At 74.4% G+C, this 18943-nt stretch carries 22 protein-coding genes; 13 read left to right on the top strand and 9 right to left on the bottom strand.

Annotated features, from left to right (window positions below; genetic code table 11):
• Window positions 1-16 precede the first annotated feature (16 nt).
• The 7 genes from GCE86_RS19820 to GCE86_RS19790 all read left to right on the top strand — a co-directional run bounded on the left by GCE86_RS19820 (window position 17) and on the right by GCE86_RS19790 (window position 7459).
• The gene (locus GCE86_RS19820; protein WP_154228340.1) at window positions 17-1309 is read left to right on the top strand and encodes a M16 family metallopeptidase; all 1293 of its coding nucleotides are present in this window, start codon (window positions 17-19) and stop codon (window positions 1307-1309) included.
• Entirely contained in the window at window positions 1306-2652 is a 1347-nt protein-coding gene (locus tag GCE86_RS19815) for a M16 family metallopeptidase (protein ID WP_154228339.1), read from the top strand. Before GCE86_RS19820 ends, GCE86_RS19815 begins: the two co-directional genes overlap by 4 nt.
• Window positions 2653-2910: 258 nt before the next feature.
• The gene (locus GCE86_RS19810; RefSeq protein ID WP_154228338.1) at window positions 2911-3936 is read left to right on the top strand and encodes an aspartate-semialdehyde dehydrogenase; all 1026 of its coding nucleotides are present in this window, start codon (window positions 2911-2913) and stop codon (window positions 3934-3936) included.
• Between the two features lie 5 nt (window positions 3937-3941).
• Window positions 3942-4373 (top strand): PPOX class F420-dependent oxidoreductase, encoded by a 432-nt coding sequence (locus tag GCE86_RS19805; protein ID WP_154228337.1) that lies wholly within the window; start codon window positions 3942-3944, stop codon window positions 4371-4373.
• 75 nt (window positions 4374-4448) lie between these two features.
• Window positions 4449-4865 carry a CBS domain-containing protein gene (locus tag GCE86_RS19800; RefSeq protein ID WP_154228336.1) on the top strand — a complete coding sequence of 139 codons (417 nt, stop codon included), beginning with the start codon at window positions 4449-4451 and terminating at the stop codon, window positions 4863-4865.
• 162 nt (window positions 4866-5027) lie between these two features.
• Window positions 5028-5399: an SCP2 sterol-binding domain-containing protein gene (locus tag GCE86_RS19795; RefSeq protein WP_154228335.1), complete on the top strand. Its 372-nt coding sequence runs from the start codon at window positions 5028-5030 to the stop codon at window positions 5397-5399.
• The gene (locus tag GCE86_RS19790; RefSeq protein WP_154228334.1) at window positions 5399-7459 is read left to right on the top strand and encodes an amylo-alpha-1,6-glucosidase; all 2061 of its coding nucleotides are present in this window, start codon (window positions 5399-5401) and stop codon (window positions 7457-7459) included. The genes GCE86_RS19795 and GCE86_RS19790 overlap by 1 nt, the downstream gene beginning before the upstream one ends.
• 54 nt (window positions 7460-7513) lie before the next feature.
• Here the strand turns inward: GCE86_RS19790 and GCE86_RS19785 are convergent, their stop codons facing one another.
• Together GCE86_RS19785 and GCE86_RS19780 are read right to left on the bottom strand one after the other, a co-directional pair.
• Window positions 7514-7906, bottom strand: a complete 393-nt coding sequence (locus GCE86_RS19785) for a VOC family protein (RefSeq protein ID WP_154228333.1) — start codon at window positions 7904-7906, stop codon at window positions 7514-7516.
• Between the two features lie 19 nt (window positions 7907-7925).
• Window positions 7926-8573, bottom strand: a complete 648-nt coding sequence (locus GCE86_RS19780; protein ID WP_154228332.1) for an alpha/beta hydrolase — start codon at window positions 8571-8573, stop codon at window positions 7926-7928.
• A 110-nt stretch (window positions 8574-8683) separates the two neighbouring features.
• On the opposite strand from GCE86_RS19780, the gene GCE86_RS19775 reads away from it, so the two are divergent.
• The gene (locus GCE86_RS19775; RefSeq protein WP_154228331.1) at window positions 8684-9433 is read left to right on the top strand and encodes a lysophospholipid acyltransferase family protein; all 750 of its coding nucleotides are present in this window, start codon (window positions 8684-8686) and stop codon (window positions 9431-9433) included.
• Window positions 9434-9458: 25 nt separating this feature from the next.
• On the opposite strand, the gene GCE86_RS19770 is transcribed toward GCE86_RS19775, so the two are convergent.
• The 6 genes from GCE86_RS19770 to GCE86_RS19745 form a co-directional block, all read right to left on the bottom strand.
• Window positions 9459-10202, bottom strand: a complete 744-nt coding sequence (locus GCE86_RS19770) for a hypothetical protein (protein WP_154228330.1) — start codon at window positions 10200-10202, stop codon at window positions 9459-9461.
• Between the two features lie 73 nt (window positions 10203-10275).
• Window positions 10276-10992: a response regulator transcription factor gene (locus GCE86_RS19765; RefSeq protein ID WP_154228329.1), complete on the bottom strand. Its 717-nt coding sequence runs from the start codon at window positions 10990-10992 to the stop codon at window positions 10276-10278.
• Window positions 10962-12131, bottom strand: coding sequence for a hypothetical protein (locus tag GCE86_RS19760; protein WP_154230598.1), 1170 nt, complete (start codon window positions 12129-12131; stop codon window positions 10962-10964). Before GCE86_RS19760 ends, GCE86_RS19765 begins: the two co-directional genes overlap by 31 nt.
• Before the next feature lie 22 nt (window positions 12132-12153).
• The gene (locus tag GCE86_RS19755) at window positions 12154-13329 is read right to left on the bottom strand and encodes a sensor histidine kinase (protein WP_154228328.1); all 1176 of its coding nucleotides are present in this window, start codon (window positions 13327-13329) and stop codon (window positions 12154-12156) included.
• Between the two features lie 120 nt (window positions 13330-13449).
• Window positions 13450-14277: a class I SAM-dependent methyltransferase gene (locus GCE86_RS19750; protein ID WP_154228327.1), complete on the bottom strand. Its 828-nt coding sequence runs from the start codon at window positions 14275-14277 to the stop codon at window positions 13450-13452.
• A gap of 367 nt (window positions 14278-14644) precedes the next feature.
• The gene (locus tag GCE86_RS19745) at window positions 14645-15223 is read right to left on the bottom strand and encodes an alpha/beta hydrolase (RefSeq protein ID WP_244317031.1); all 579 of its coding nucleotides are present in this window, start codon (window positions 15221-15223) and stop codon (window positions 14645-14647) included.
• Between the two features lie 338 nt (window positions 15224-15561).
• Between GCE86_RS19745 and GCE86_RS32155 the strand changes: the two genes are divergently transcribed.
• The 5 genes from GCE86_RS32155 to GCE86_RS19720 all read left to right on the top strand — a co-directional run bounded on the left by GCE86_RS32155 (window position 15562) and on the right by GCE86_RS19720 (window position 18471).
• Window positions 15562-15975: a methyltransferase domain-containing protein gene (locus tag GCE86_RS32155; RefSeq protein WP_338106353.1), complete on the top strand. Its 414-nt coding sequence runs from the start codon at window positions 15562-15564 to the stop codon at window positions 15973-15975.
• Window positions 15976-16098: 123 nt separating this feature from the next.
• Window positions 16099-16707: a dihydrofolate reductase family protein gene (locus GCE86_RS19735; RefSeq protein ID WP_154228325.1), complete on the top strand. Its 609-nt coding sequence runs from the start codon at window positions 16099-16101 to the stop codon at window positions 16705-16707.
• 40 nt (window positions 16708-16747) lie between these two features.
• Window positions 16748-17182 carry a hypothetical protein gene (locus GCE86_RS19730; protein WP_154228324.1) on the top strand — a complete coding sequence of 145 codons (435 nt, stop codon included), beginning with the start codon at window positions 16748-16750 and terminating at the stop codon, window positions 17180-17182.
• Window positions 17183-17240: 58 nt separating this feature from the next.
• Complete coding sequence (locus GCE86_RS19725; protein ID WP_167537056.1) at window positions 17241-17777, top strand: GrpB family protein; 537 nt, start codon at window positions 17241-17243, stop codon at window positions 17775-17777.
• A 103-nt stretch (window positions 17778-17880) separates the two neighbouring features.
• Window positions 17881-18471 (top strand): dihydrofolate reductase family protein, encoded by a 591-nt coding sequence (locus tag GCE86_RS19720; protein WP_154228322.1) that lies wholly within the window; start codon window positions 17881-17883, stop codon window positions 18469-18471.
• 9 nt (window positions 18472-18480) lie between these two features.
• Here GCE86_RS19720 and GCE86_RS19715 read toward each other — a convergent pair whose 3' ends face one another.
• Window positions 18481-18864 carry a VOC family protein gene (locus tag GCE86_RS19715; RefSeq protein ID WP_154228321.1) on the bottom strand — a complete coding sequence of 128 codons (384 nt, stop codon included), beginning with the start codon at window positions 18862-18864 and terminating at the stop codon, window positions 18481-18483.
• Between the last annotated feature and the right edge of the window lie 79 nt (window positions 18865-18943).

Raw genomic sequence — 18943 nt, 5'->3', positions numbered from 1 at the left:
CGGATAGCGTCGTGCCATGCCCGACAGCGGTTACCCCTGGCCGATCGAGACGACCCGACTGGACAACGGTCTGCGGGTGGTGGTGAGCGAGGACCGCACCGCCCCCGCCGTGGCCGTGAACCTCTGGTACGACGTGGGCTCCCGGCACGAGCCCGCGGGCCAGACCGGCTTCGCCCACCTCTTCGAGCACCTCATGTTCGAGGGCTCGGTCAACGTGGCGAAGACCGAGCACATGAGGTTCATCCAGGGCGCCGGCGGCTCGCTCAACGCCACCACCAACCCGGACCGGACCAACTACTTCGAGACGGTACCGGCCGAGCACCTGGAGCTGGCGCTCTGGCTGGAGGCCGACCGCATGGGCGGGCTGGTCCCGGCGCTGACCCAGGAGACGCTGGACAACCAGCGGGACGTGGTGAAGAACGAGCGCCGCCAGCGCTACGAGAACGTGCCGTACGGCGACGCCTGGCTGCGGCTGCTGCCGCTGCTCTATCCGCCCGGGCATCCCTACCACCACGCCACGATCGGCTCGATGGCCGACCTGAACGCGGCCGACCTGGCCACCTTCCAGGCGTTCCACCGCACCTACTACGCCCCGAACAACGCGGTGCTCACCGTGGTCGGCGACACCACGGCCGCCGAGGTGTTCGCCCTGGCCGACAAGTACTTCGGCGCCCTGCCGCCGCGGGAGGACATCCCGGCGGGTCCGGACGGGCGTACCGTCCCGGCCACCGGCCGGCCCGCCGTCGAGACGGTCACCGCCGACGTGCCCGCTCCCCGGGTCTACGTGGCGCACCGGACCCAGCCGTTCGGCACCCCCGGCTACGACGTGACGACGGTGCTCGCCACCGTGCTGGGCAGCGGCCGGGGCAGCCGGCTCTACCAGCGCCTCGCCGACGGCGAGCGGATCGCCCAGCCCGATCTGGTCGGGGCGTACGGGGTGGACCTGGCGCACGCCCCGGCGCCGCTGATCGCCACCGCCACGGCCCGCCCCGGCGTGTCCGGCGACCGGCTGCGCGAAGGGCTGGCCGAGGTGGTCGACGAGCTGGCCACCGTGCCGGTCACCGCCGCCGAGCTGGACCGGGCCAAGGCGCTGCTGAGCACCATGTGGTGGCGGCAGATGTCCACGGTGGACGGCCGGGCCGACACCCTCGGCCGGTACGCCACCCAGTTCGGTGACCCGGCCAGGGCCGGCGAGCGGCTGCCCGCCTGGCTCGCCGTCACCGCCGAGCAGATCGCCGAGCAGGCCGCCGAGCTGCTCGGCGCGGCCGACCGGGCGACCCTCATCTACCTGCCCGAGGAGAACTCATGACGCTGATCGCCACCCGTCCCGGGCCGGGCGAGGCCCGCCCGTACCGGTTCCCGCAGGTGGTCCGCCGGGCCGCCGCCGGCGGGCAGGTCGTCGCCGCGCACCTGCCCGGGCAGAACCTCGCGGTCGCGCTGCTGCTGCTCGACGGCGGCGCCGCCCGGGAGCCGGTCGGCAAGGAGGGGCTCGGCGGGGTGCTGGCCAAGGCGCTGGAGGAGGGGACCGCGCAGCGGGACGCCACGGCGTACGCCCTGGCCATCGAGGCGCTCGGCACCGAGCTGGTGACCGGTCTGGACTGGGACTCGTTCCAGGTGAGCGTGCAGGTGCCGGTGGACCGGCTGGGCGCCGCCGTGGAGCTGCTCGCGGAGGCGGTGCGTACGCCGAAGCTCGACCCGGCCGACGTGCGGCGGGTCCGCGACGACGAGGCGACCGCGCTGCGGATGGACTGGGCCAACCCGGGCCCCCGGGCCGACGCCGTGCTGCGCGCCGACCTGTTCGGGGCGGACAACCGCTGGGGCCGCCCCCTGTACGGCGACCCGGAGAGCGTGGCCGCCCTCGACGTCGACGACGTGACCGTCTTCCACTCCGAGTGGTTCATCCGCCCCGGCACGCTGATCGTCGCCGGTGACCTGGACCGGATCGACCTCGACGCGCTCGCCGCCACGGCGTTCACCGGGGCCGGGGGCGCGGCGGCGGACAAGGGCGGCCCCATCGAGGTGCCGCTGTCCGAGCGGCGGCGGATCATCCTGGTCGACCGTCCCGGCTCGGTGCAGTCCACGCTCCGCCTGGGGCATCCGTCGCCGCACCGCGCCCACCCCGACCACGTGCCGATGACGCTGGCCGGCACGGTGCTCGGCGGGGCCTTCACCTCCCGGCTCAACCACCTGATCCGCGAGGTGCGCGGCTACACGTACGGGATCCGCGGCGACTTCGCCTCGTCCCGCCGGTTCGGCCGGTTCGCGATCAGCTCCGGGGTGCAGACCGCGGTGACCGCGCCGGCCCTGGTGGAGGCGGTCGGCGAGGTCTCGCGTACCCAGCTGACCGGGGTGACCGAGGACGAGCTGGCGGTTGCCCGCTCGTGGCGGGCCGGCCAGCTCTCGGTCGAGCTGCAGAGCCCTCGGGCGATCGCCTCGGCGCTGACCACGCTGGTCGTGCACGACCTGCCGGACGACTACCACGCCCGGCTGCGCGAGGCGCTGCTCGCGGCGACCGTCGAGGAGGTCTCCGCGGCGGCCGCCGCCCACCTACACCCGGAGTCGCTCACGCTGGTCGTCGAGGGCGATTCGGCGGTGATCCGGGACGAGCTGGTGGCCGCCGGCCTCGGCGAGGTGGTCGACCACACGTCCTGACGGGTTCCCGTGCCGTGCCGACGGGCGTCCGGGGGGTGTGATTCCCGTCGCGTCCGCCGGTCGCCGGCGCCCGGGCCGCGGGCGCGGATGCTCCGGCCCGGGCCCCGGACGGCCGGGGATTCTCCGCCGGCGGCCCGCCGATCGCCCGGGTCGTTGCCGGTCGACGGCCCGATCGCCGAAGGGCGCCCCGTGGGCCGGCGGCCCGCGCGCTGGGAAAGGCTTCCCGCCGGGCCCGCCCGGCTGGGTAGCCTCGCGGGCATGAGGATCGGCATTGTGGGGGCCACCGGCCAGGTCGGTGGCGTGATGCGGCAGGTGCTGGCGGAGCGCGGGTTCCCGGCGGAGCAGCTACGGCTGTTCGCCTCGGCCCGGTCGGCGGGGCGCACGCTGCCCTGGCGCGACGGCGAGGTCACCGTCGAGGACGCGGCCACCGCGGACTACCGCGGCCTGGACATCGTGCTCTTCTCGGCGGGCAAGGGCACCGCCAAGGAGCTGGCCCCCCGGGTCGCCGAGGCCGGCGCGGTCGTCATCGACAACTCCTCGGCGTACCGGATGGACCCGGAGGTGCCGCTGGTGGTGGCCGAGGTCAACCCGGACGCCATCGCCGACCGGCCCAAGGGCATCGTGGCCAACCCGAACTGCACCACCATGGCCGCCATGCCGGTGCTGCGCCCGCTGCACGAGGAGGCCGAGCTGATCAGCCTGGTGGTCGCCACCTACCAGGCGGTCTCCGGGGCCGGCCTGGCCGGCGTGGCCGAGCTGGACGAGCAGGTCCGCAAGGTCGCCGAGCACGCCGCCGGGCTCGCCTTCGACGGGTCGGCCGTGGAGTTCCCGGCGCCGCGGTCCTTCGCCCGTCCGATCGCGTTCAACGTGCTCCCGCTGGCCGGCTCGATCGTCGACGACGGCTCGTTCGAGACCGACGAGGAGCAGAAGCTGCGCAACGAGAGCCGCAAGATCCTGGACATCCCCGGCCTCAAGGTCTCCGGCACCTGCGTCCGGGTGCCCGTCTTCACCGGCCACTCGCTCCAGATCAACGCGCGCTTCGCCCGCCCGATCACCCCGGCCCGGGCCCGTGAGCTGCTCGACGGCGCGCCGGGCGTGGCGCTCTCCGACGTGCCGACCCCGCTCCAGGCGGCCGGCCAGGACCCGACGTACGTGGGGCGGATCCGGGCCGACGAGACCGTCGAGCACGGCCTGGCTCTCTTCTGCGCCAACGACAACCTGCGCAAGGGCGCGGCGCTCAACGCCGTGCAGCTCGCCGAGCTCGTCGCCGCGGAAGGGCGCTGATCCCCGTGGCGGACGAGCAGGCGCTGACCGACCTCGTGGCGGACCGCCGGCTCGGCGTGCTCGCCACCCTGAAGCGGGACGGCCGGCCCCAACTGTCCACGGTGGTCTACTCCTTCGACCGGGACGCCGGGCTGATCCGTATCTCGGTCACGGACGGCCGGGCCAAGACCGCCAACCTGCGGCGCGACCCCCGGGCCAGCTTCCACGTGAGCAGCGCGGACGGCTGGGCGTACGCGGTGGTGGAGGCCCGGGCCGAGCTGACCCCGGTGGCGGAGCGGCCGGACGACCCGACCGTCGGGGAACTGGTCGGGCTCTACCGGGCGGTGCAGGGCGAACACCCGGACTGGGACGACTTCCGGCGGGCCATGGTGGCCGAGCGCCGGCTGGTGCTCCGGCTGCACGTCGAGCGGCTCTACGGAATGCCCCCGCGCGGCTGACCGCAGGGTGCCCGGCGGCGTTACCTCGTTCGCGCCGCCGGGTAGACCGCGGTGCCGACACGAGAGGGGAGCACCATGACAACGGTCGGAGAGTTCATGACGACCCGGTTGGTGACGATGAACGGCAGCGACACCCTCACCGCCGCGGCACAGGAGATGCGCGACAGCGCCATCGGCGACGTGGTGGTGACCGATGGTGACAACGTGGTCGGCATCGTCACGGACCGGGACATCACGGTCCGGGGCGTGGCCGAGAACCTGGATCCCAACACCACGAAGCTCGACCAGATCACCAGCAAGGACGTGGTGACGGTCAGCCAGTACGACGACGCGGTGGCCGCCACCGACCTCATGCGCACCTACGGGGTCCGCCGGCTGCCGGTGACCGAGGACGGCCGCCTCATCGGCCTGGTGTCGATGGGTGACCTGGCCGTCGAGCGGGAACCCCAGTCCGTGCTCGCGGACGTCAGCGCCGACGACCCGAACAACTGACTCGTCCGCCGCGGTGACGCCGGCCCCCGGTTCGGGGGCCGGCGTTCGCGCGTCCGGGCCCCTGGTGGGTGACTCACCCGAACCGGGCGAGGTTGACCCCGTACCTCGGCGGGGACCCGTCCTCGGACGTCGGAGGGTGCGGATCGCGGGAGGAGTCGCCCGATGGACATGACCACCACCAGATTCTTCGAGGAGCTGGACCGGCGGGGGTTCGAACCGCTGCTGGCCAAGACCTCCGGAACCCTCCGGTTCGACCTGCACGAGGGGCCACAGACCACGCACTGGCTGCTGGAGATCGACCGGGGCAACCTCCGGGTCCGCCAGGAGGACCAGGAGGCCGACACCGTGGTGGGCGTCGAACCGCGGCTCTTCGGCCAGCTGGTCAGCGGCGAGGAGAACACCATCGCGGCGCTGCTGCGTGGGGACATGACGGTCGCCGGGGACCTGCGCCTGGTGTTGCAGATCGAACGGCTCTTTCCCGGTCCGCCGGACTCCCGGGGGCCGCACCACGTGTTTCAGAGGAGGGCTGCCTGATGGCCGCGAGCAACACCATCCGCATCCTGGACGGCAACACGTTCGTGGTCTCCGAGGACACCGGTGACATCGAGGCCACTCCCAGCGAGCCGACCGGCCTCTTCTCGCTCGACATGAGGTTCCTGTCGAAGTGGGTCCTGACCGTCAACGGCGAGCGGCTCAATGCGCTCTCCTACGACGACCTGCAGTACTACGAGGCCCGTTTCTTCCTGGTGCCGGGAATGGCCACGCACTACATCGACGCCAAGTTGTCGATCATCCGGGAGCGGGCGGTGGGTGGCAGCTTCCGGGAGTCGCTGACCATCCTCAACCACGACGAGAAGGCGGTCGACCTGGAGATCCGGATGGACGCGGGCGCCGACTTCGCCGACCTGTTCCAGGTCAAGGACGAGATCCTGAACAAGAAGGGCGAGACCTACTCGGAGGCCGAACGGGACAAGCTGCGGCTGGGCTACCGCCGGGGCAACTTCCGGCGCGAGACGGTCATCTCCGCCTCCCGACCGGCCCGCTACGACCGCAACGGGTTCGCGTGGAGCATCCACCTCGAACCGAACGAGCAGTGGGACACGGCCATCGACGTGCAGACGTACGCGATCGGGCCGGGCGGCCGGGACCTGCGGATGGGGCTGCGGGCGCACGGCACCGAACGGCTTGCCCTCCAGCACGACCTGGAGCAGTGGATCGCCAAGGCGCCGAAGGTGAACAGCGAGCACGGCGAGGTGGCCTCCACGTACCGGCGCAGCCTCATCGACCTGGCCGCGCTGCGGTTCTCACCGCTCTCGCTGGGCGGGCAGACCCTGCCGGCCGCCGGCCTGCCCTGGTTCATGACCATGTTCGGCCGGGACAGCATCTTCACCTGCCTTCAGGCGCTGCCGTTCGCGCCGGCGATGTCGAAGACCACGCTGCGCATCCTCGGCGCGTTGCAGGGCACCCGGTTCGACGACTTCCGCGACGAGGACCCGGGCCGGATCCTGCACGAGATGCGCTACGGCGAGACCGCCGCATTCGAGGAGCAGCCGCACTCGCCGTACTACGGCTCGGTGGACGCGACGCCGCTGTTCATCGTGCTGCTCGACGAGTACGAGAAGTGGAGCGGCGACGTCGCGCTGGTCAAGGAGCTGGAACGGGAGTGCCGGGCCGCGCTGATGTGGATCGACGACTACGCCGACCTGGTCGGCAACGGCTACATCTGGTACGAGCGGCGCAACACCGACACCGGCCTGGAGAACCAGTGCTGGAAGGACTCCTGGGACTCCCTGTCGTACTCCGACGGCACGCTGCCGCCGTTCCCCCGGGCCACCTGCGAGGTGCAGGGGTACGCGTACGACGCGAAGATGCGGGCCGCCCGGATGGCCCGGGAGTTCTGGGACGACCCCGCGTTCGCCGACCAGCTGGAACGGGAGGCGGCGGAGCTCAAGGAGCGGTTCAACCGGGACTGGTGGGTGGCCGACGGCGGCTTCTACGCCCTGGGGCTGGACCCGAACGGCCGGCAGTGCGACGTGCTCAGCTCCAACATCGGCCACCTGCTGTGGAGCGGCATCGTGCAGGAGGACCGGGCGGAGCAGATCGCCGCGCACCTGGTCGGCCCACGGCTCTTCTCCGGCTGGGGCGTGCGCACGCTGGCCGAGGGCGAGGTCCGGTACAACCCGATCGGCTACCACAACGGCACGATCTGGCCGTTCGACAACTCCTTCATCGCCTGGGGCCTGCGCCGGTACGGCTTCGCCGAGGAGGCCGCCACCATCGCCAGCGGCATCCTGGACGCGGCGCGGTACTTCGACGGGCGGCTGCCCGAGGCGTTCGGCGGTTACCAGCGTGAGCTGACCAAGTTCCCGGTGGAGTACCCGACGGCGTGCAGCCCGCAGGCCTGGTCGACCGGGACCCCGCTGCTGCTGATCCGGACCATGCTGGGGCTGGAGCCGCACGAGGGGCACCTCGCGGTGGACCCGCGGCTGCCGGTCGGCATGGGGCGCATCGAGGTGCTGGACATCCCCGGCCGGTGGGGGCGGGTGGACGCCTTCGCCCGGGGCCGGCTGGACCTGCACCAACTCGCCTCCTGACCCGAGGCGCCGACGCGCCGCCGGCCGACCGGCCGGCGGCGCGCTGTCGTGGGCTCAGTGCCCGGGCAGCAGCGTGTCGCCGTGCGCCTCGCTGCGGGGCAGCAGGCAGAACTCGTTGCCCTCCGGGTCGGCCAGCACGGTCCACCGGGGCAGCTCGCGCACCACCGTGGCACCCGCCTCCAGCACGGCGGCCCGCTCCTCGGCGTCGCCCACCAGGTCGAGGTGGATCCGGCCGGGGCCGGGCAGGTCGTCGACCGGGCTGATCCAGACGTCGGGCCGGTGGCCGGCGGGGTCGCGCAGCAGCACCGACTCGTCCGGCTCCAGCGACCGGTCACCGAGCTTCACCCGGTCCTCCTCGACCACGGGCAGCCCGGTCACCGTGCTCCAGAACGGGGCGAGCAGGTAGGGGTCGCGGCAGTGGATGACGATCGCGGTGAGATCGGGCATGCCCTGCACCGTAGTCGGCTCAGGCCGGCGGCAGGACGCGGTCCAGGAACGCGGCGGTGACCGCCCGGATGTCGGGGCGGTCCAGGTCCAGCGCGTGCCCGCCGTGGGTGAGCCACAGGTGCGCCGGGTGGCCGGCGGCCAGCAGCCGGCCCGCCAGCCCGACCGACTGGGCGGCCGGCACCGCGGCGTCGTCGCGACCGTGCACGAGCAGCACGGGTACGCCCGAACCCAGGTGGCTCGCGACCGTGGCGTCGGCGGTCGCCGCGTCGCCCGGGGCGGGCGGGTGGCCCAGCAGGCCCGCCCAGGGGTCGTCGTGCCGGCGCAGCCGCCGCCAGTCCGGGTCCAGCGGGTCGACCGGCGCCCAGTAGGCCAGCACCCCGTGGACGTCGCCCGGCCGGTCCACCCCGCGCAGGCCCAGGTGCAGGGCCAGCATGGCGCCGGCCGAGTCGCCGCCGACCAGCAGCGGCAGCCCGCCCGCCGCGGCCCGGGCGTCCCGCGCGGCGGCGCGTACGTCGTCGAGCTGGGCCGGCCAGCGGGCCTCGGCCGCGAAGCGGTAGGTGGCGGGCACCACCCGCAGCCCGAGCGGGGCGAGCGCGCCCCCGTCCTCCTCGGAGCGGGCCCGCCACCCGCCGCCGTGGATCCAGAGCAGTACGGCGCGATCGGTCATCCGGCCATGCTGACCGCAGTGCCCCCGCCACGGCCAGCCGCTCTGCCGACGGCAGAGCGGGGCGACTTCGCCCCTACGGTCCCGTAACCTACTCGGGGTAAAGTTGGCGGATGCCGGAACTCGTGTACCCGCCCGTGATCCTCGCCGCCAAGACGATGTTCCGCGCTCTCGACCTGCGCCTGCGGGTGGAGGGCAGCCAGCACGTGCCGCGCACCGGCGGGGCGGTGCTGGCCTCGAACCACGTCAGCTACCTCGACTTCATCTTCTGCGGCTACGGCGCGCGCGACTCCGGCCGGCTGGTCCGGTTCATGGCCAAGGACGCCGTCTTCCGGCACAAGGTCTCCGGCCCGCTGATGCGCGGCATGAAGCACATCCCGGTGAACCGCGCCGCGGGCGCCGGCTCGTACGCCTCGGCGGTGGGCGCGCTGCGCCGCGGCGAGGTGGTCGGCGTCTTCCCGGAGGCGACGATCAGCCGTTCGTTCACGGTGAAGGACCTGAAGAACGGTGCGGCCCGGATGGCCCAGGAGGCCGCCGTGCCGCTGCTGCCGGTGGCGCTCTGGGGCACCCAGCGGCTGTGGACCAAGGGCCGGCCGCGCACCCTGACCCGCCGGCACACCCCGATCACCATCCTGGTCGGCGAGCCCATCGACCCGGCGGCCCACGCGGACGGCAACGCCCTCACCGCCGAGCTGCGCACCCGGCTCACCGCGCTGGTCGACCGCGCCCAGCGGGAATATCCCGACCAGCCCGCCGGCCCGGACGACGCCTGGTGGCAGCCGGCGCACCTGGGCGGCACCGCGCCCACCCCGGAGCAGGCCGCCGAGCTGGACCGCCCGGGTCGCCGTACCCCCGCCTCCTGATCCGCGGCGGCGCCCGTCGGGCGGGTCAGCAGGCGGAGCCCGGGCGGTCCCGCGCCGGGACGTCCTGGCGGGGCCAGGCCGGCGGCTCGGCCAGGGCCGGGCGGTAGTAGTCGTCGCGGGACAGGAACTCGACCGGCAGCGAACCCGGCAGGGTCAGGGCACCCCGGGTCGGGCCCGGCGCCGGGCCCATCCGGACCACCAGGGTGTCCCGCTCCGGCGGGGAGAGGTCCACGAGGTCGGGGCGGGCCAGCCGGTACGCGGCCACCGAGCGGCGTACCTGCTGGGCCAGCGCGGCGATCAGGCCGGCCGGGCCGGCGAGCGCCAGTGCCGGCTGGCGGATGGTGCGCAGCGCGTCGCAGACCACCCGCAGCTCGCCGGTGCCGTCCGGGCCCTCGGACACCTCCAGCCGCGACGGCCACTGCCAGCGGATCTGCCCGCTGACCAGGCGGGACAGCCGGACCGGGCGCCGGTGCCGGGCGTCCGTGCGGCCGTCCCGCCCGGAGACCAGGGACAGCTCGGAGCCGGTGCAGACGTACGCGAGCCGGCGGTCGGTCAGGGTGACCGCCGCCGGGGTGGGCAGCGCCCAGGACCGGAGGTCGTCGGTGGGCCCGAGCAGGTGACCCGCCACCAGCAGCCGGTGCTGGCCCAGCAGTTGCTCGCCCGGCTCGGGGAGCAGGGCGTAGCGCCGGTCGAGCAGGGGACGGGTGCGATCGTCGTCCGCGTCGAAGCGGTGGGGCCCGATGAAGAAGGGTGCGGCGTCCTCCTGCACGGTGACGACCTCCCGGTGGCGGTTGGCGATACGTCGAGCCTCCCGCACCCCGGGGCAGTTGTCATGACACCCGTTAGGGGGTCGGCCGGTCGGCGGACGCCTGTGGCCGGTAGATGCCGATATCTTCCGGCCGGACGAGGCCGTCCTCGATCGCCCGGGCGAGCAACGCCGCCTTCGTGGCCGCGGGCCGCCCCGCCCGGGTGTACTTGATCCGCGCCCGGTCCACGTACTGCTTCACGGTGTGCTCGCTGATCCGCATCCGGCGCGCCACCGACGCCTTCGACATCGACTGGAACCACAGCAGCAGGGCCTCGCGCTCCTTGTCGGACAGGGCGGGCCGGTCCGGGCGGGCGTCGCCCACGATGGCGCCGGCCAGCGCCGGCGGCACGTACGGCCGGTCGCTCGCCGCCGCGAGCACCGTGGCCACGCAGTGCTCCCGGCCCTCGTGCTTGGCCAGGAACGCCACCGCGCCGGCGTCGAGCGCGGCCAGCATGGTCTCCGGGTCGGTGTGCTCGGAGTAGACCACCACCCGGCGGCCCGCGGCGCTCAGCTCGGCGAGCTTGTCGAGCACCATGCGCCCGTGCAGCCGCAGGTCGAGCAGGACCACCTCGGCCTCCGGGGCGGCCCGCAGCACCACGTCCGGGTCGTCCCCGGTGGCCAGCACCCGCAGCCGCGGCTCACCGGCCAGCCAGGCCCGTACCCCGTCGATCACGACCGGGTGGTCGTCCACGATCGCCACGCCCACCGGCGGCCCGCCGGTCACGTCCTCCGCCACCGCGTCTGCGTCCATCTGATCTCCCCGTCGCGCTCGTGCAGGTGTTCCACCGACCCGTTCCCGTCCCCGTCGGGCGGGCCGGTCGCGTCCGGCCCGTCGTGGTCGGGGGTGACGAGGCTGACCACCACCTCGTCCGGGCCGGCCACCACGGTCAGCCGCGCCCAGCCGCGGGCGCCGGCGAGCGCGGCGGTCGCCGGGTCGGCCAGCTTCCGCCGGACCTCGACCGGAAGCTCCGGCGGGGCCCCGACGGCGACCAGCTCGATCGGCAGGCCGTTCCGTTCCGCCAGGTCGGCGGCGGCGCGCAGCTCGTGCAGCAGCGGATCCGGCACGTCGTCCGACTCGGCGATCAACCGGCGCAGCCGGGCGGCCGCCAGCACGGCACGGCGGCGCACCGCCGGGTCGGCCGGGTCGGCCTCGCCGGACGCGAGGGCGGCCAGCACCTCCTCGGCCGTGCCGCTGACCAGAGCCAGCCGCGCCTGCCGCTCCCGCCGGGCCCGTTCCGCCGCGTCCCGTTCCGCCGCCACGGCCAGGGCCGCCGCGGCCGTGGAGGCCCGGTCCCGGGCGAGCGCCGCGATCGCCGCCGCCCCGGCGAACACGGCCACCGGCAGTGACGAGGTGCCGTAGACGTACATGGCGTAGCGGCTGAGGTCGGCCGGGGCGGTGGCGCCGTGCAGGACCACCGCGGCCAGGGCGATCGTCGCGTGCGCGGCGAGCAGCACGAGCAGCCAGCTCAACGGCCGCCGCCAGAGCACCAGCAGGAAGAACCAGGCCAGCCCGCCCCACACCCAGTTGGCCGCGGTGAAGAGCTGCCGCTCACCGGCCGCCGCGAAGACCACCCCGTCGACCACCAGCAGCGCCACCGCCGGCAGCCGCGCGGGCGGCAGCCCGCCGCGCAGGAGGCGTACGCCGGCCGCGACACCGACCCCCGTGGTCAGCAGCCAGCCGGCGGCGACCACCGGCGGGGCGGCCAGCCGGGACCAGGAGCCGAGCAGCGCCGGCAACCCGATCGCCAGGTGCCAGGCCAGCGCGATGCCCACCGCCACGATCCGGGCGCCCCGGTCCGAGGCGTCGCCCACCGCGTGCGCCGCGGTCGCCGGCGCCCCGGGCCCGGCGCGCTCCGGCGCCCGCTGCCGCACGATCGCCGGGGCGGCCATGCCGGTCCCGACCGTTCCCGACTCAGTGGACACCGGACCACTCCAGCCGGATCCGGGTGCCGGCACCAGGGGCGGAGGTCACGACCGCGCGGCCGCCCACCGTGGCCATCCGGCCGTGGATCGACTCGCGCAGCCCGTACCGGTGGGCCGGGACGGCGGCCGGGTCGAAGCCGGGGCCGTCGTCGGCCACCTCGACCACGACGGCGCCGGCGTCCGAGGTCAGGCGCAGCGTGGCGGTGGCGCCCGGCGCGTGCCGGACCACGTTGGCCAGCGCGGCGGCGGCGCTGCCGGCGAGCGCCGTGGCGACCGTGGCGGGCACCCGGCACGGCACGAGCCTCGCGTCCACGGTCAGCTCGGGCAGGCGGGCGAGGACCGTCCGCAGCCGCTCGTCGAGGGCGACCGCGCCGGCCGGCGTCGCCCGCGCGTCGGCCAGGGCGGCGAGGGTACGCAGGTCGGCCGCGCACCGCTCGCGCAGCGCGGCGGACGGACCGGGCACCGCGCCCAGACCCACCATGGTGAGCGTGGCGAGAACGGTGTCGTGCAGGTCCCGGTTCTGCCGCCGCTCGGCCTCCCGGGCGGCCCGCCCCACCACGGCCTCCCGCGACAGCCGCTGGTAGTCCCCGAAAGCGGCGTCGGCGCGCCCGATCCGGCGGCGCATGACCGCGGTCGTCACCGCCGTGCAGCCGATCTGCACGAGCAGCGTCGCGGTGTGCGCCCGCGCCTCGACCGGGTTGCGGGCGAGGGTGGCGCCGGTCGCGTAGCCCGCGGTGACGAGCAGCCCGGCCGGGACCGACCAGCGGGCCGGGGCGGTGGCCTGCGCGTTGATGACCGTGGTGCTGGCCAGCACCGCCAGCCAGCTGCCCTCGCCGGGCAGCACCTCCGGCGCGACGAGCCAGGGGATCGCCAGCCCCGCCGCGGTGGTCAGCGCCACGTCGCCGGCCACCAGCGGGCCCGTGAACCCGTACCGGAGCGCGCGGACCGCGTACCAGACCGACCAGGCCGTGAGCGCGACGACCGCCGGCACCAGCAGGGCCACCCGGACCGGCGGCGTGCGCACCGACAGCGCCACCACCGCGGCGACCAGGCCGCAGGTGAGCCGGAGCAGCGCCGGCAGGGTGGTGAAGATCAGGGTGAACGCGCCGCCCGCCGGCCGGTCCAGCGCGGACGGCGGCAGGGTCGTGGCGGCTACGACCGGCATCGGGGGAGGTGTCCTTCCGGCAGCGACCCGGTCGGGTCCGCACGGTGGATCGACGCCGGAGAATAACACGTGCGTCCGGGGCCGGTCACCCTCGGTGCGCGGCGCGTCGCTGTGGCGATTTCAGCCGGCGGGCCGGCTCCGGTCCACTCCCGTGTGGGCCACGGCGATCAGGTGCGCGCTGGCCCCGAGCACCGCGGGATCCCGCTCGAACGTCTCGGCACAGGCCGCCGCGTCGGCGAAGAGCCGCTCGGCCGGGCCGGTGCCGAGCGCGTTCAGCAACGGCCACAGGGGACCCTCCACCCCGTACACGGCGGGGGCCGGCAGGCCGGCCGCCACGAAGTCGTCCGCCAGCTGCTCCGGGCGGTGGAAGTAGGCCGTCGTGAAGCCGGTCCGCGGATCGTTCACCCCGGTCGCGTACTCCTCACGCAGCAGCGCACGGTTGTGCTCGTCCACCCGCCCCTGCGCGGTCAGGTCGATGAGGGCGGCGTTGCGGCTGATGGCGGCCGCGAGCACCGGGCCACCGGGCCGGGTCAGCCGGGCCGCCTCGCGCAGCGCCGCCACCCGGTCCGCCCGGTCGGGCAGGTGGTAGAGCGGGCCGAGCAGCAGGGTCGCGTCGGCGCGGCCGTCGGGCAGCGGCAGGTGCCGGGCGTCACCCACGGTCGCCGTGATTCCCGGGTACGCCGCCCGTGCCGCCGCCACGTGCGCCGGCACCAGGTCGACCAGGTGCACCCGGTGCCCCGCGGCGGCGAGCCAGCCGGCGTACGCGCCGGGGCCACCGCCGATGTCCAGCACCTCGGCCGGTGGGGGCGGCAGCAGCCGGGCGAGCAGGTCGCGCGTGCGGCACGCCTCCAGCCGTCCCTGCGGCGACCGGTCCAGCCGGTCCGCCTCGGCGAAGACCTCGGTGTAGTAGCGCCGGATGTCCGGCTCGGCGGGTCGATGCTGCGGCATCCGTCGATGGTGACCGCCGCGCGGCGACCGGTCATCCGGTTTACCGCGGGTGCCCGCTGTGACATCCCCGGTGGGGTGAGCGCTGAGGGGCATGAGGTCGGTGACCGGCGCGCCCACGGCGAGGCCGGCCGGTCGACCCACCGAACTCCGGCGCCGGGGCGGGCCACTTCGACCCTCCACCCGGCCGGCGCCGGCACCACGGCCCGCACGGGAGACCTTCCAAGGTCCCCGTGCCGGGCCGCGGTCCGCGCCCGATCCGGCGCGGCGAGGCGGCGGCCGGGCACCCCGGCCGCCGCCTCACCCACCGCCACCTACCGGCCCGGGCGCGTTGGGTGTGCACCCCTGTCGAGCTGATGTCGTCAACGACTCAACCTTGCCGGCTCCCGGCGGACGCCTCGTCGGCGCGCCGGCGCAGCCACTCCAGCGCCGCCCCGGCGTGCCGCAGCACCGAGATGTGCCCGTCGTCCGGGTAGCGGCGCAGCTCGGCCGAGGGGCAGCGCCGCGCCAGCCACTCGGCGTGCGCCACCGGGGCGATGCCGTCCCGCTCGCCGTGCACCAGCAGCACCGGCGACGTCACGTCGGCGGGGTCGAAGCCCCACGCGTGCACGTACGCCAGGTCGTCGTCGATGAGCCCGCCCGGGCCGGCCTGCGTCGCCGGACCCACCACACTGTCGAACCAGGACCACTCGCCGTGCAGGGCGGCCAGGTCGGCCGGGGTGAACTCCGGGTCGTACACGGCGCCCGACGCCTCGTGCGCCTCCTTGGCCGCCCGTCCCGCGGCGGCGGCCCGCAGCGACGCCACCCCGGCGGGCACCATTCCGGCGAACCAGTCCAGCCCGTCCGCCCCGTACGGGGCCAGGCCGGCGCCGACCACTACGGCGACCACCCGGTCGGGCCGCAGCGCGGCGCAGGCCAGCGCGTGCGGACCGCCGCCGGAGTGGCCCATCGTCGCGAATCCGGTCGACGCCCATTGCGTCGGCCACCGCGGAGACGTCGGCGGCGGCCGAGGCGATGTCACGCCCCCGCAGCGGCGTCGACCCGCCGTAGCCGGGGCGGTCGTGCGAGATCCAACGGAGGCCGAGCCGGTCGGCCGCGGCGAACAGCGGCGCGGGTGGTGCACCGATGTTCGGCGTGCCGTGGTGCCAGAAGACGGCGAGCCGATCGGACCCGCCGGTGTCGTAGACGTGCAGCGTGCGGCCGTCGGCCAGCTGGAGATCCGTCTCGGTCACCATGAGCGGAGGGTACGTCGCCGCCGACCGCGCCGCCGCCCGGTACGGTCGGGGCGTGACCGAGCGCGCCCACCTCACCGAGACCCGGGCCGCCTACGACACGGTCGCCGCCGACTACGCGGCGCTGGTCCCCACCAAACTGTCCGAGCTGCCGCTGGACCGGGCGCTGCTCGGCGCCTTCGCCGAACTGGCCCGGGCGACCGGCGGGGTGGTGGCCGACCTCGGCTGCGGCCCCGGCCACGTCACCGCCCACCTGGCGGCCCTGGGCGTCGACGCGTTCGGCGTCGACCTGTCGCCACGGATGGTCGCACTGGCCCGGCGCGCGTACCCGGAACTGCGCTTCGCGGTACTACGCCCGGCCGGAGGGGATCGCGGCGTTGCTCGCGGCGGCGGGCCTTCCGGTCACCGCGAGCACCTGGCAGGCGCCGGAGGAGGGCAGGCGTCCGGCGGCGTACCTGTTCGCGCGTAAGCCCTGAGCCGGTGTGGCCCAGGTCACATCGTTGATCCGGGTGGGCTGTCGAATCGGTCGGTCCCCGGCCGTCGGCAGAGTGGAGACCGGCGCGGGGCCGGTCACGAGGAGGGAGGCAGCACCATGCGACTCACCATCACCACGTTCCTGACCCTGGACGGCGTCATGCAGGCCCCCGGCGGCCAGGAGGAGGACCGCAGCGGCGGGTTCGACCTGGGTGGCTGGCTGCCGCCGCACTTCGACGAGACGGTCGGCGGGTGGATGGGCGAGACCTTCGAGCGGGCCGAGGCCCTGCTGCTGGGCCGTCGCACCTACGACATCATGGCTGCCTACTGGCCGCACGTGACCGACCCGGCCCAGGGCGGCCCGGACAACCCGCTCAACCGGCTGCCGAAGTACGTCGCCACCACCCGCGACGATGAGCTGACCTGGTCGGGCTCGCACCGCCTCGACGGCGACCTGGCCGCCGCCGTCGCCGAACTGAAGAACCGCCCCGGCGGGGAACTCCAGGTGCACGGCAGCGGCGCGCTCGCCCGGTCGCTGATGCGGGAGGGGCTCATCGACACGTACCAGTTGCTGGTCTTCCCGGTCGTGCTGGGGCGCGGGCAGCGACTCTTCGCCGACGGCGTGCCCCCGGCGGGCCTGCGGCTCACCGGCACCCGCACCTCCGGCACCGGGGTGACCATGCTGACCTACGACAGCGCGGGCACGCCGACCTTCGGCAACGTGTGAGAGCGGACGCGCGGTTGCCGCTGGGTTATCGTCCCGTGTCGTGACGGCCGAGGCAGCGGGAATCTTCCGGAGGACGGCGATCGAGCGGTCGGATCAGCGGATCGCCTGGGAGCGGACGGACCAGGCCTTCTTCGCTGCCGGAGCGTGTCACATCCTGGCGTGGGTCTGCCGGGACTTCTACCCCGACCGGCCGATGGAGATGGCAGGGGTGCGCTTCGCCGGCGACTGGCAGATCTTCCACGTCTACGCGGTGTGGGACGGCTGGGCGTTCGATCACTCGGGCTGGAATCCGGAGCCGCAGCTGCTGACCGCCAACACGGCCTTCGAGGGCCGCCCGCTGGAGCGCGTGACGATCGCCGAGAGTCTTGCCGAGTTCTGCGAAACGCACCACAGCCGCATGCCGGACCGGTACTGGCGTGACCCGCTGCCGCGTGCCCGTGACTACGTGAGCCGGTACACCCCACCCTGGAAATAGGGCTCCGAGCATCGGCCGTCGGCCCGATACGGTGACCGCCGTGAAGGACGATGCACCGGTGGTCGAGATCGTGCCCTACGACCCGGCCTGGCCGCAGCGATTCACGGTCGAACAAGGGCTGTTGTCGGAGGCACTGCCTGCGGCGTTGGGCATCGAGCACATCGGATCGACCAGCATTCCCGGATGTGCGGCCAAGCCCATCATCGACATCCAGGTGGCGGTGGCTGAGGTCGGCGCCGTCGTCGCGCACCTCCGGCCACTCGAGCAGCTGGGGTACGTCTACCGGCCGCTGGCCTTCCCCGAGGACGGTGACCACCTGTTCTTCGCCAAGGACACCGCCGGGAAGCGAACTCACCACCTGCACGTCTTCCGCGTCACGTCGCCGGTGCCGGAGGCGAACCGGGTCTTCCGCGCCTACCTCGCGGCCAACCCCGACGCCGCCCGTCGCTACGAGGCGGCAAAGAGACGCGCCGCCGAGCGGTGTCGCCACAGCCGGGCCCAGTACGGCGCCGCGAAGGAGGAGGTGATGACGCAGTTGTCGGCTGAGGCCCGCCGGTGGAGCGAGTCCGCCGGGCAACAGTCACCAGGAGAGTGACCGTTCCGGCCGTCCGCCGAGGCCTACCTGTCGTACCTCGGCGTTACGGTTTCGAGCACCTGCCGCTCCCGGACGCCCCGGCGTCCCTCGACGAAGGGCTGCCATGGCACGGGTACTGCTGGACATCACCATGTCGCTGGACGGCTTCATGGCCGGCCCGGACGTCAGCGTCGAGAATCCGATGGGCGTCGGCGGGCTCCGCCTGCACGAGTGGATCTTCGATGCCTCGTCGAACGAGGTGGACGCCGAGATCTTTCGTGACATGCAGGCGGGCACGGGCGCCGTGGTGCTCGGCCGGCGGACGTTCGACGTCGGCATCGACGTCTGGAACGACACCCCCTTCCCGGTGCCCTGCCTCGTGCTGACCCACCACCCCCTCACCGAGCGGGTCGAGAAGAGCGGCACCTTCACCTTCGTCACGGATGTCCGCGACGCCTGCGACCGGGCCACCGCCGCCGCGGGCGACCGCGACGTACGCCTCATGGGCGCGACGGTCGGCCAGCAGTTCCTGGCCGCGGGTCTGGTCGACGAGATTCGCATCCAGCTCGCGCCCGTGCTGCTCGGCGCGGGCCGGCGCCTGTTCGAGCACCTCGGCGACGCGCACATCGAACTGGAGCGGCTCGCCACGGTGGACTCGCCGCACGTGACCCACCTGCGCTACCGGGTCCGGCGGCCGGCTGCCCCGCAGCCCTGACGGCCGGCCTCAGGCGACGCAGAACTCGTTGCCCTCGGGGTCCCGCATGACGACGTGGCCGAGCACGTCGCCGTACCACTCCTCGCGGGTCACCGTCGCGCCGGCGGCGACCAGCTCGGGGACCTTCTGCCGGATCAGGCGGGCGCGCTCGACCATGTCCCAGGGGCCCGGACCGGCCACCCGGACGTCGATATGCACGCGGTTCTTGCTGGACTTGCCCTCGGGCACCCTGAGGAAACTGATGGCGGGGCCGCGGCCATCCGGGTCGACAATCGATGCGTTGTCGGGCTCGTCGAAACCGGGCTCCTTGACATAGCCCAGGGCCAGCGCCCAGAAAGCAGCGATCCGCTGCGGGTCGTCGGCATCGCAGCCCAAGGTCCAGAAGGTCGCCATGGTGCCAACGTACGAGGCTTCGCCGGTGACGGCTCCGCTGACCTGCGTGACATGGTGCGCCCGGAAGGATTCGAAACTG

It is taken from the genome of Micromonospora terminaliae (assembly GCF_009671205.1).
In the GTDB taxonomy this organism is placed as follows: Bacteria; Actinomycetota; Actinomycetes; order Mycobacteriales; family Micromonosporaceae; genus Micromonospora; species Micromonospora terminaliae.
The sequence above is the reverse complement of the archived record's forward strand: the minus strand, read 5'-3'. Positions and strand labels throughout refer to the sequence as shown.

What these genes read in the sequence shown, in the direction of transcription:
- GCE86_RS19820 (WP_154228340.1), top strand. Translation starts at nt 17, where the DNA reads ATGCCCGACAGCGGTTACCCCTGGCCGATCGAGACGACCCGACTGGAC.
- GCE86_RS19815 (WP_154228339.1), top strand. Translation starts at nt 1,306, where the DNA reads ATGACGCTGATCGCCACCCGTCCCGGGCCGGGCGAGGCCCGCCCGTAC.
- GCE86_RS19810 (WP_154228338.1), top strand. Translation starts at nt 2,911, where the DNA reads ATGAGGATCGGCATTGTGGGGGCCACCGGCCAGGTCGGTGGCGTGATG.
- GCE86_RS19800 (WP_154228336.1), top strand. Translation starts at nt 4,449, where the DNA reads ATGACAACGGTCGGAGAGTTCATGACGACCCGGTTGGTGACGATGAAC.
- GCE86_RS19795 (WP_154228335.1), top strand. Translation starts at nt 5,028, where the DNA reads ATGGACATGACCACCACCAGATTCTTCGAGGAGCTGGACCGGCGGGGG.
- GCE86_RS19790 (WP_154228334.1), top strand. Translation starts at nt 5,399, where the DNA reads ATGGCCGCGAGCAACACCATCCGCATCCTGGACGGCAACACGTTCGTG.
- GCE86_RS19785 (WP_154228333.1), bottom strand. Translation starts at nt 7,906, where the DNA reads ATGCCCGATCTCACCGCGATCGTCATCCACTGCCGCGACCCCTACCTG.
- GCE86_RS19780 (WP_154228332.1), bottom strand. Translation starts at nt 8,573, where the DNA reads ATGACCGATCGCGCCGTACTGCTCTGGATCCACGGCGGCGGGTGGCGG.
- GCE86_RS19775 (WP_154228331.1), top strand. Translation starts at nt 8,684, where the DNA reads ATGCCGGAACTCGTGTACCCGCCCGTGATCCTCGCCGCCAAGACGATG.
- GCE86_RS19765 (WP_154228329.1), bottom strand. Translation starts at nt 10,992, where the DNA reads ATGGACGCAGACGCGGTGGCGGAGGACGTGACCGGCGGGCCGCCGGTG.
- GCE86_RS19760 (WP_154230598.1), bottom strand. Translation starts at nt 12,131, where the DNA reads ATGGCCGCCCCGGCGATCGTGCGGCAGCGGGCGCCGGAGCGCGCCGGG.
- GCE86_RS19755 (WP_154228328.1), bottom strand. Translation starts at nt 13,329, where the DNA reads ATGCCGGTCGTAGCCGCCACGACCCTGCCGCCGTCCGCGCTGGACCGG.
- GCE86_RS19750 (WP_154228327.1), bottom strand. Translation starts at nt 14,277, where the DNA reads ATGCCGCAGCATCGACCCGCCGAGCCGGACATCCGGCGCTACTACACC.
- GCE86_RS19745 (WP_244317031.1), bottom strand. Translation starts at nt 15,223, where the DNA reads ATGGGCCACTCCGGCGGCGGTCCGCACGCGCTGGCCTGCGCCGCGCTG.
- GCE86_RS19735 (WP_154228325.1), top strand. Translation starts at nt 16,099, where the DNA reads ATGCGACTCACCATCACCACGTTCCTGACCCTGGACGGCGTCATGCAG.
- GCE86_RS19720 (WP_154228322.1), top strand. Translation starts at nt 17,881, where the DNA reads ATGGCACGGGTACTGCTGGACATCACCATGTCGCTGGACGGCTTCATG.
- GCE86_RS19715 (WP_154228321.1), bottom strand. Translation starts at nt 18,864, where the DNA reads ATGGCGACCTTCTGGACCTTGGGCTGCGATGCCGACGACCCGCAGCGG.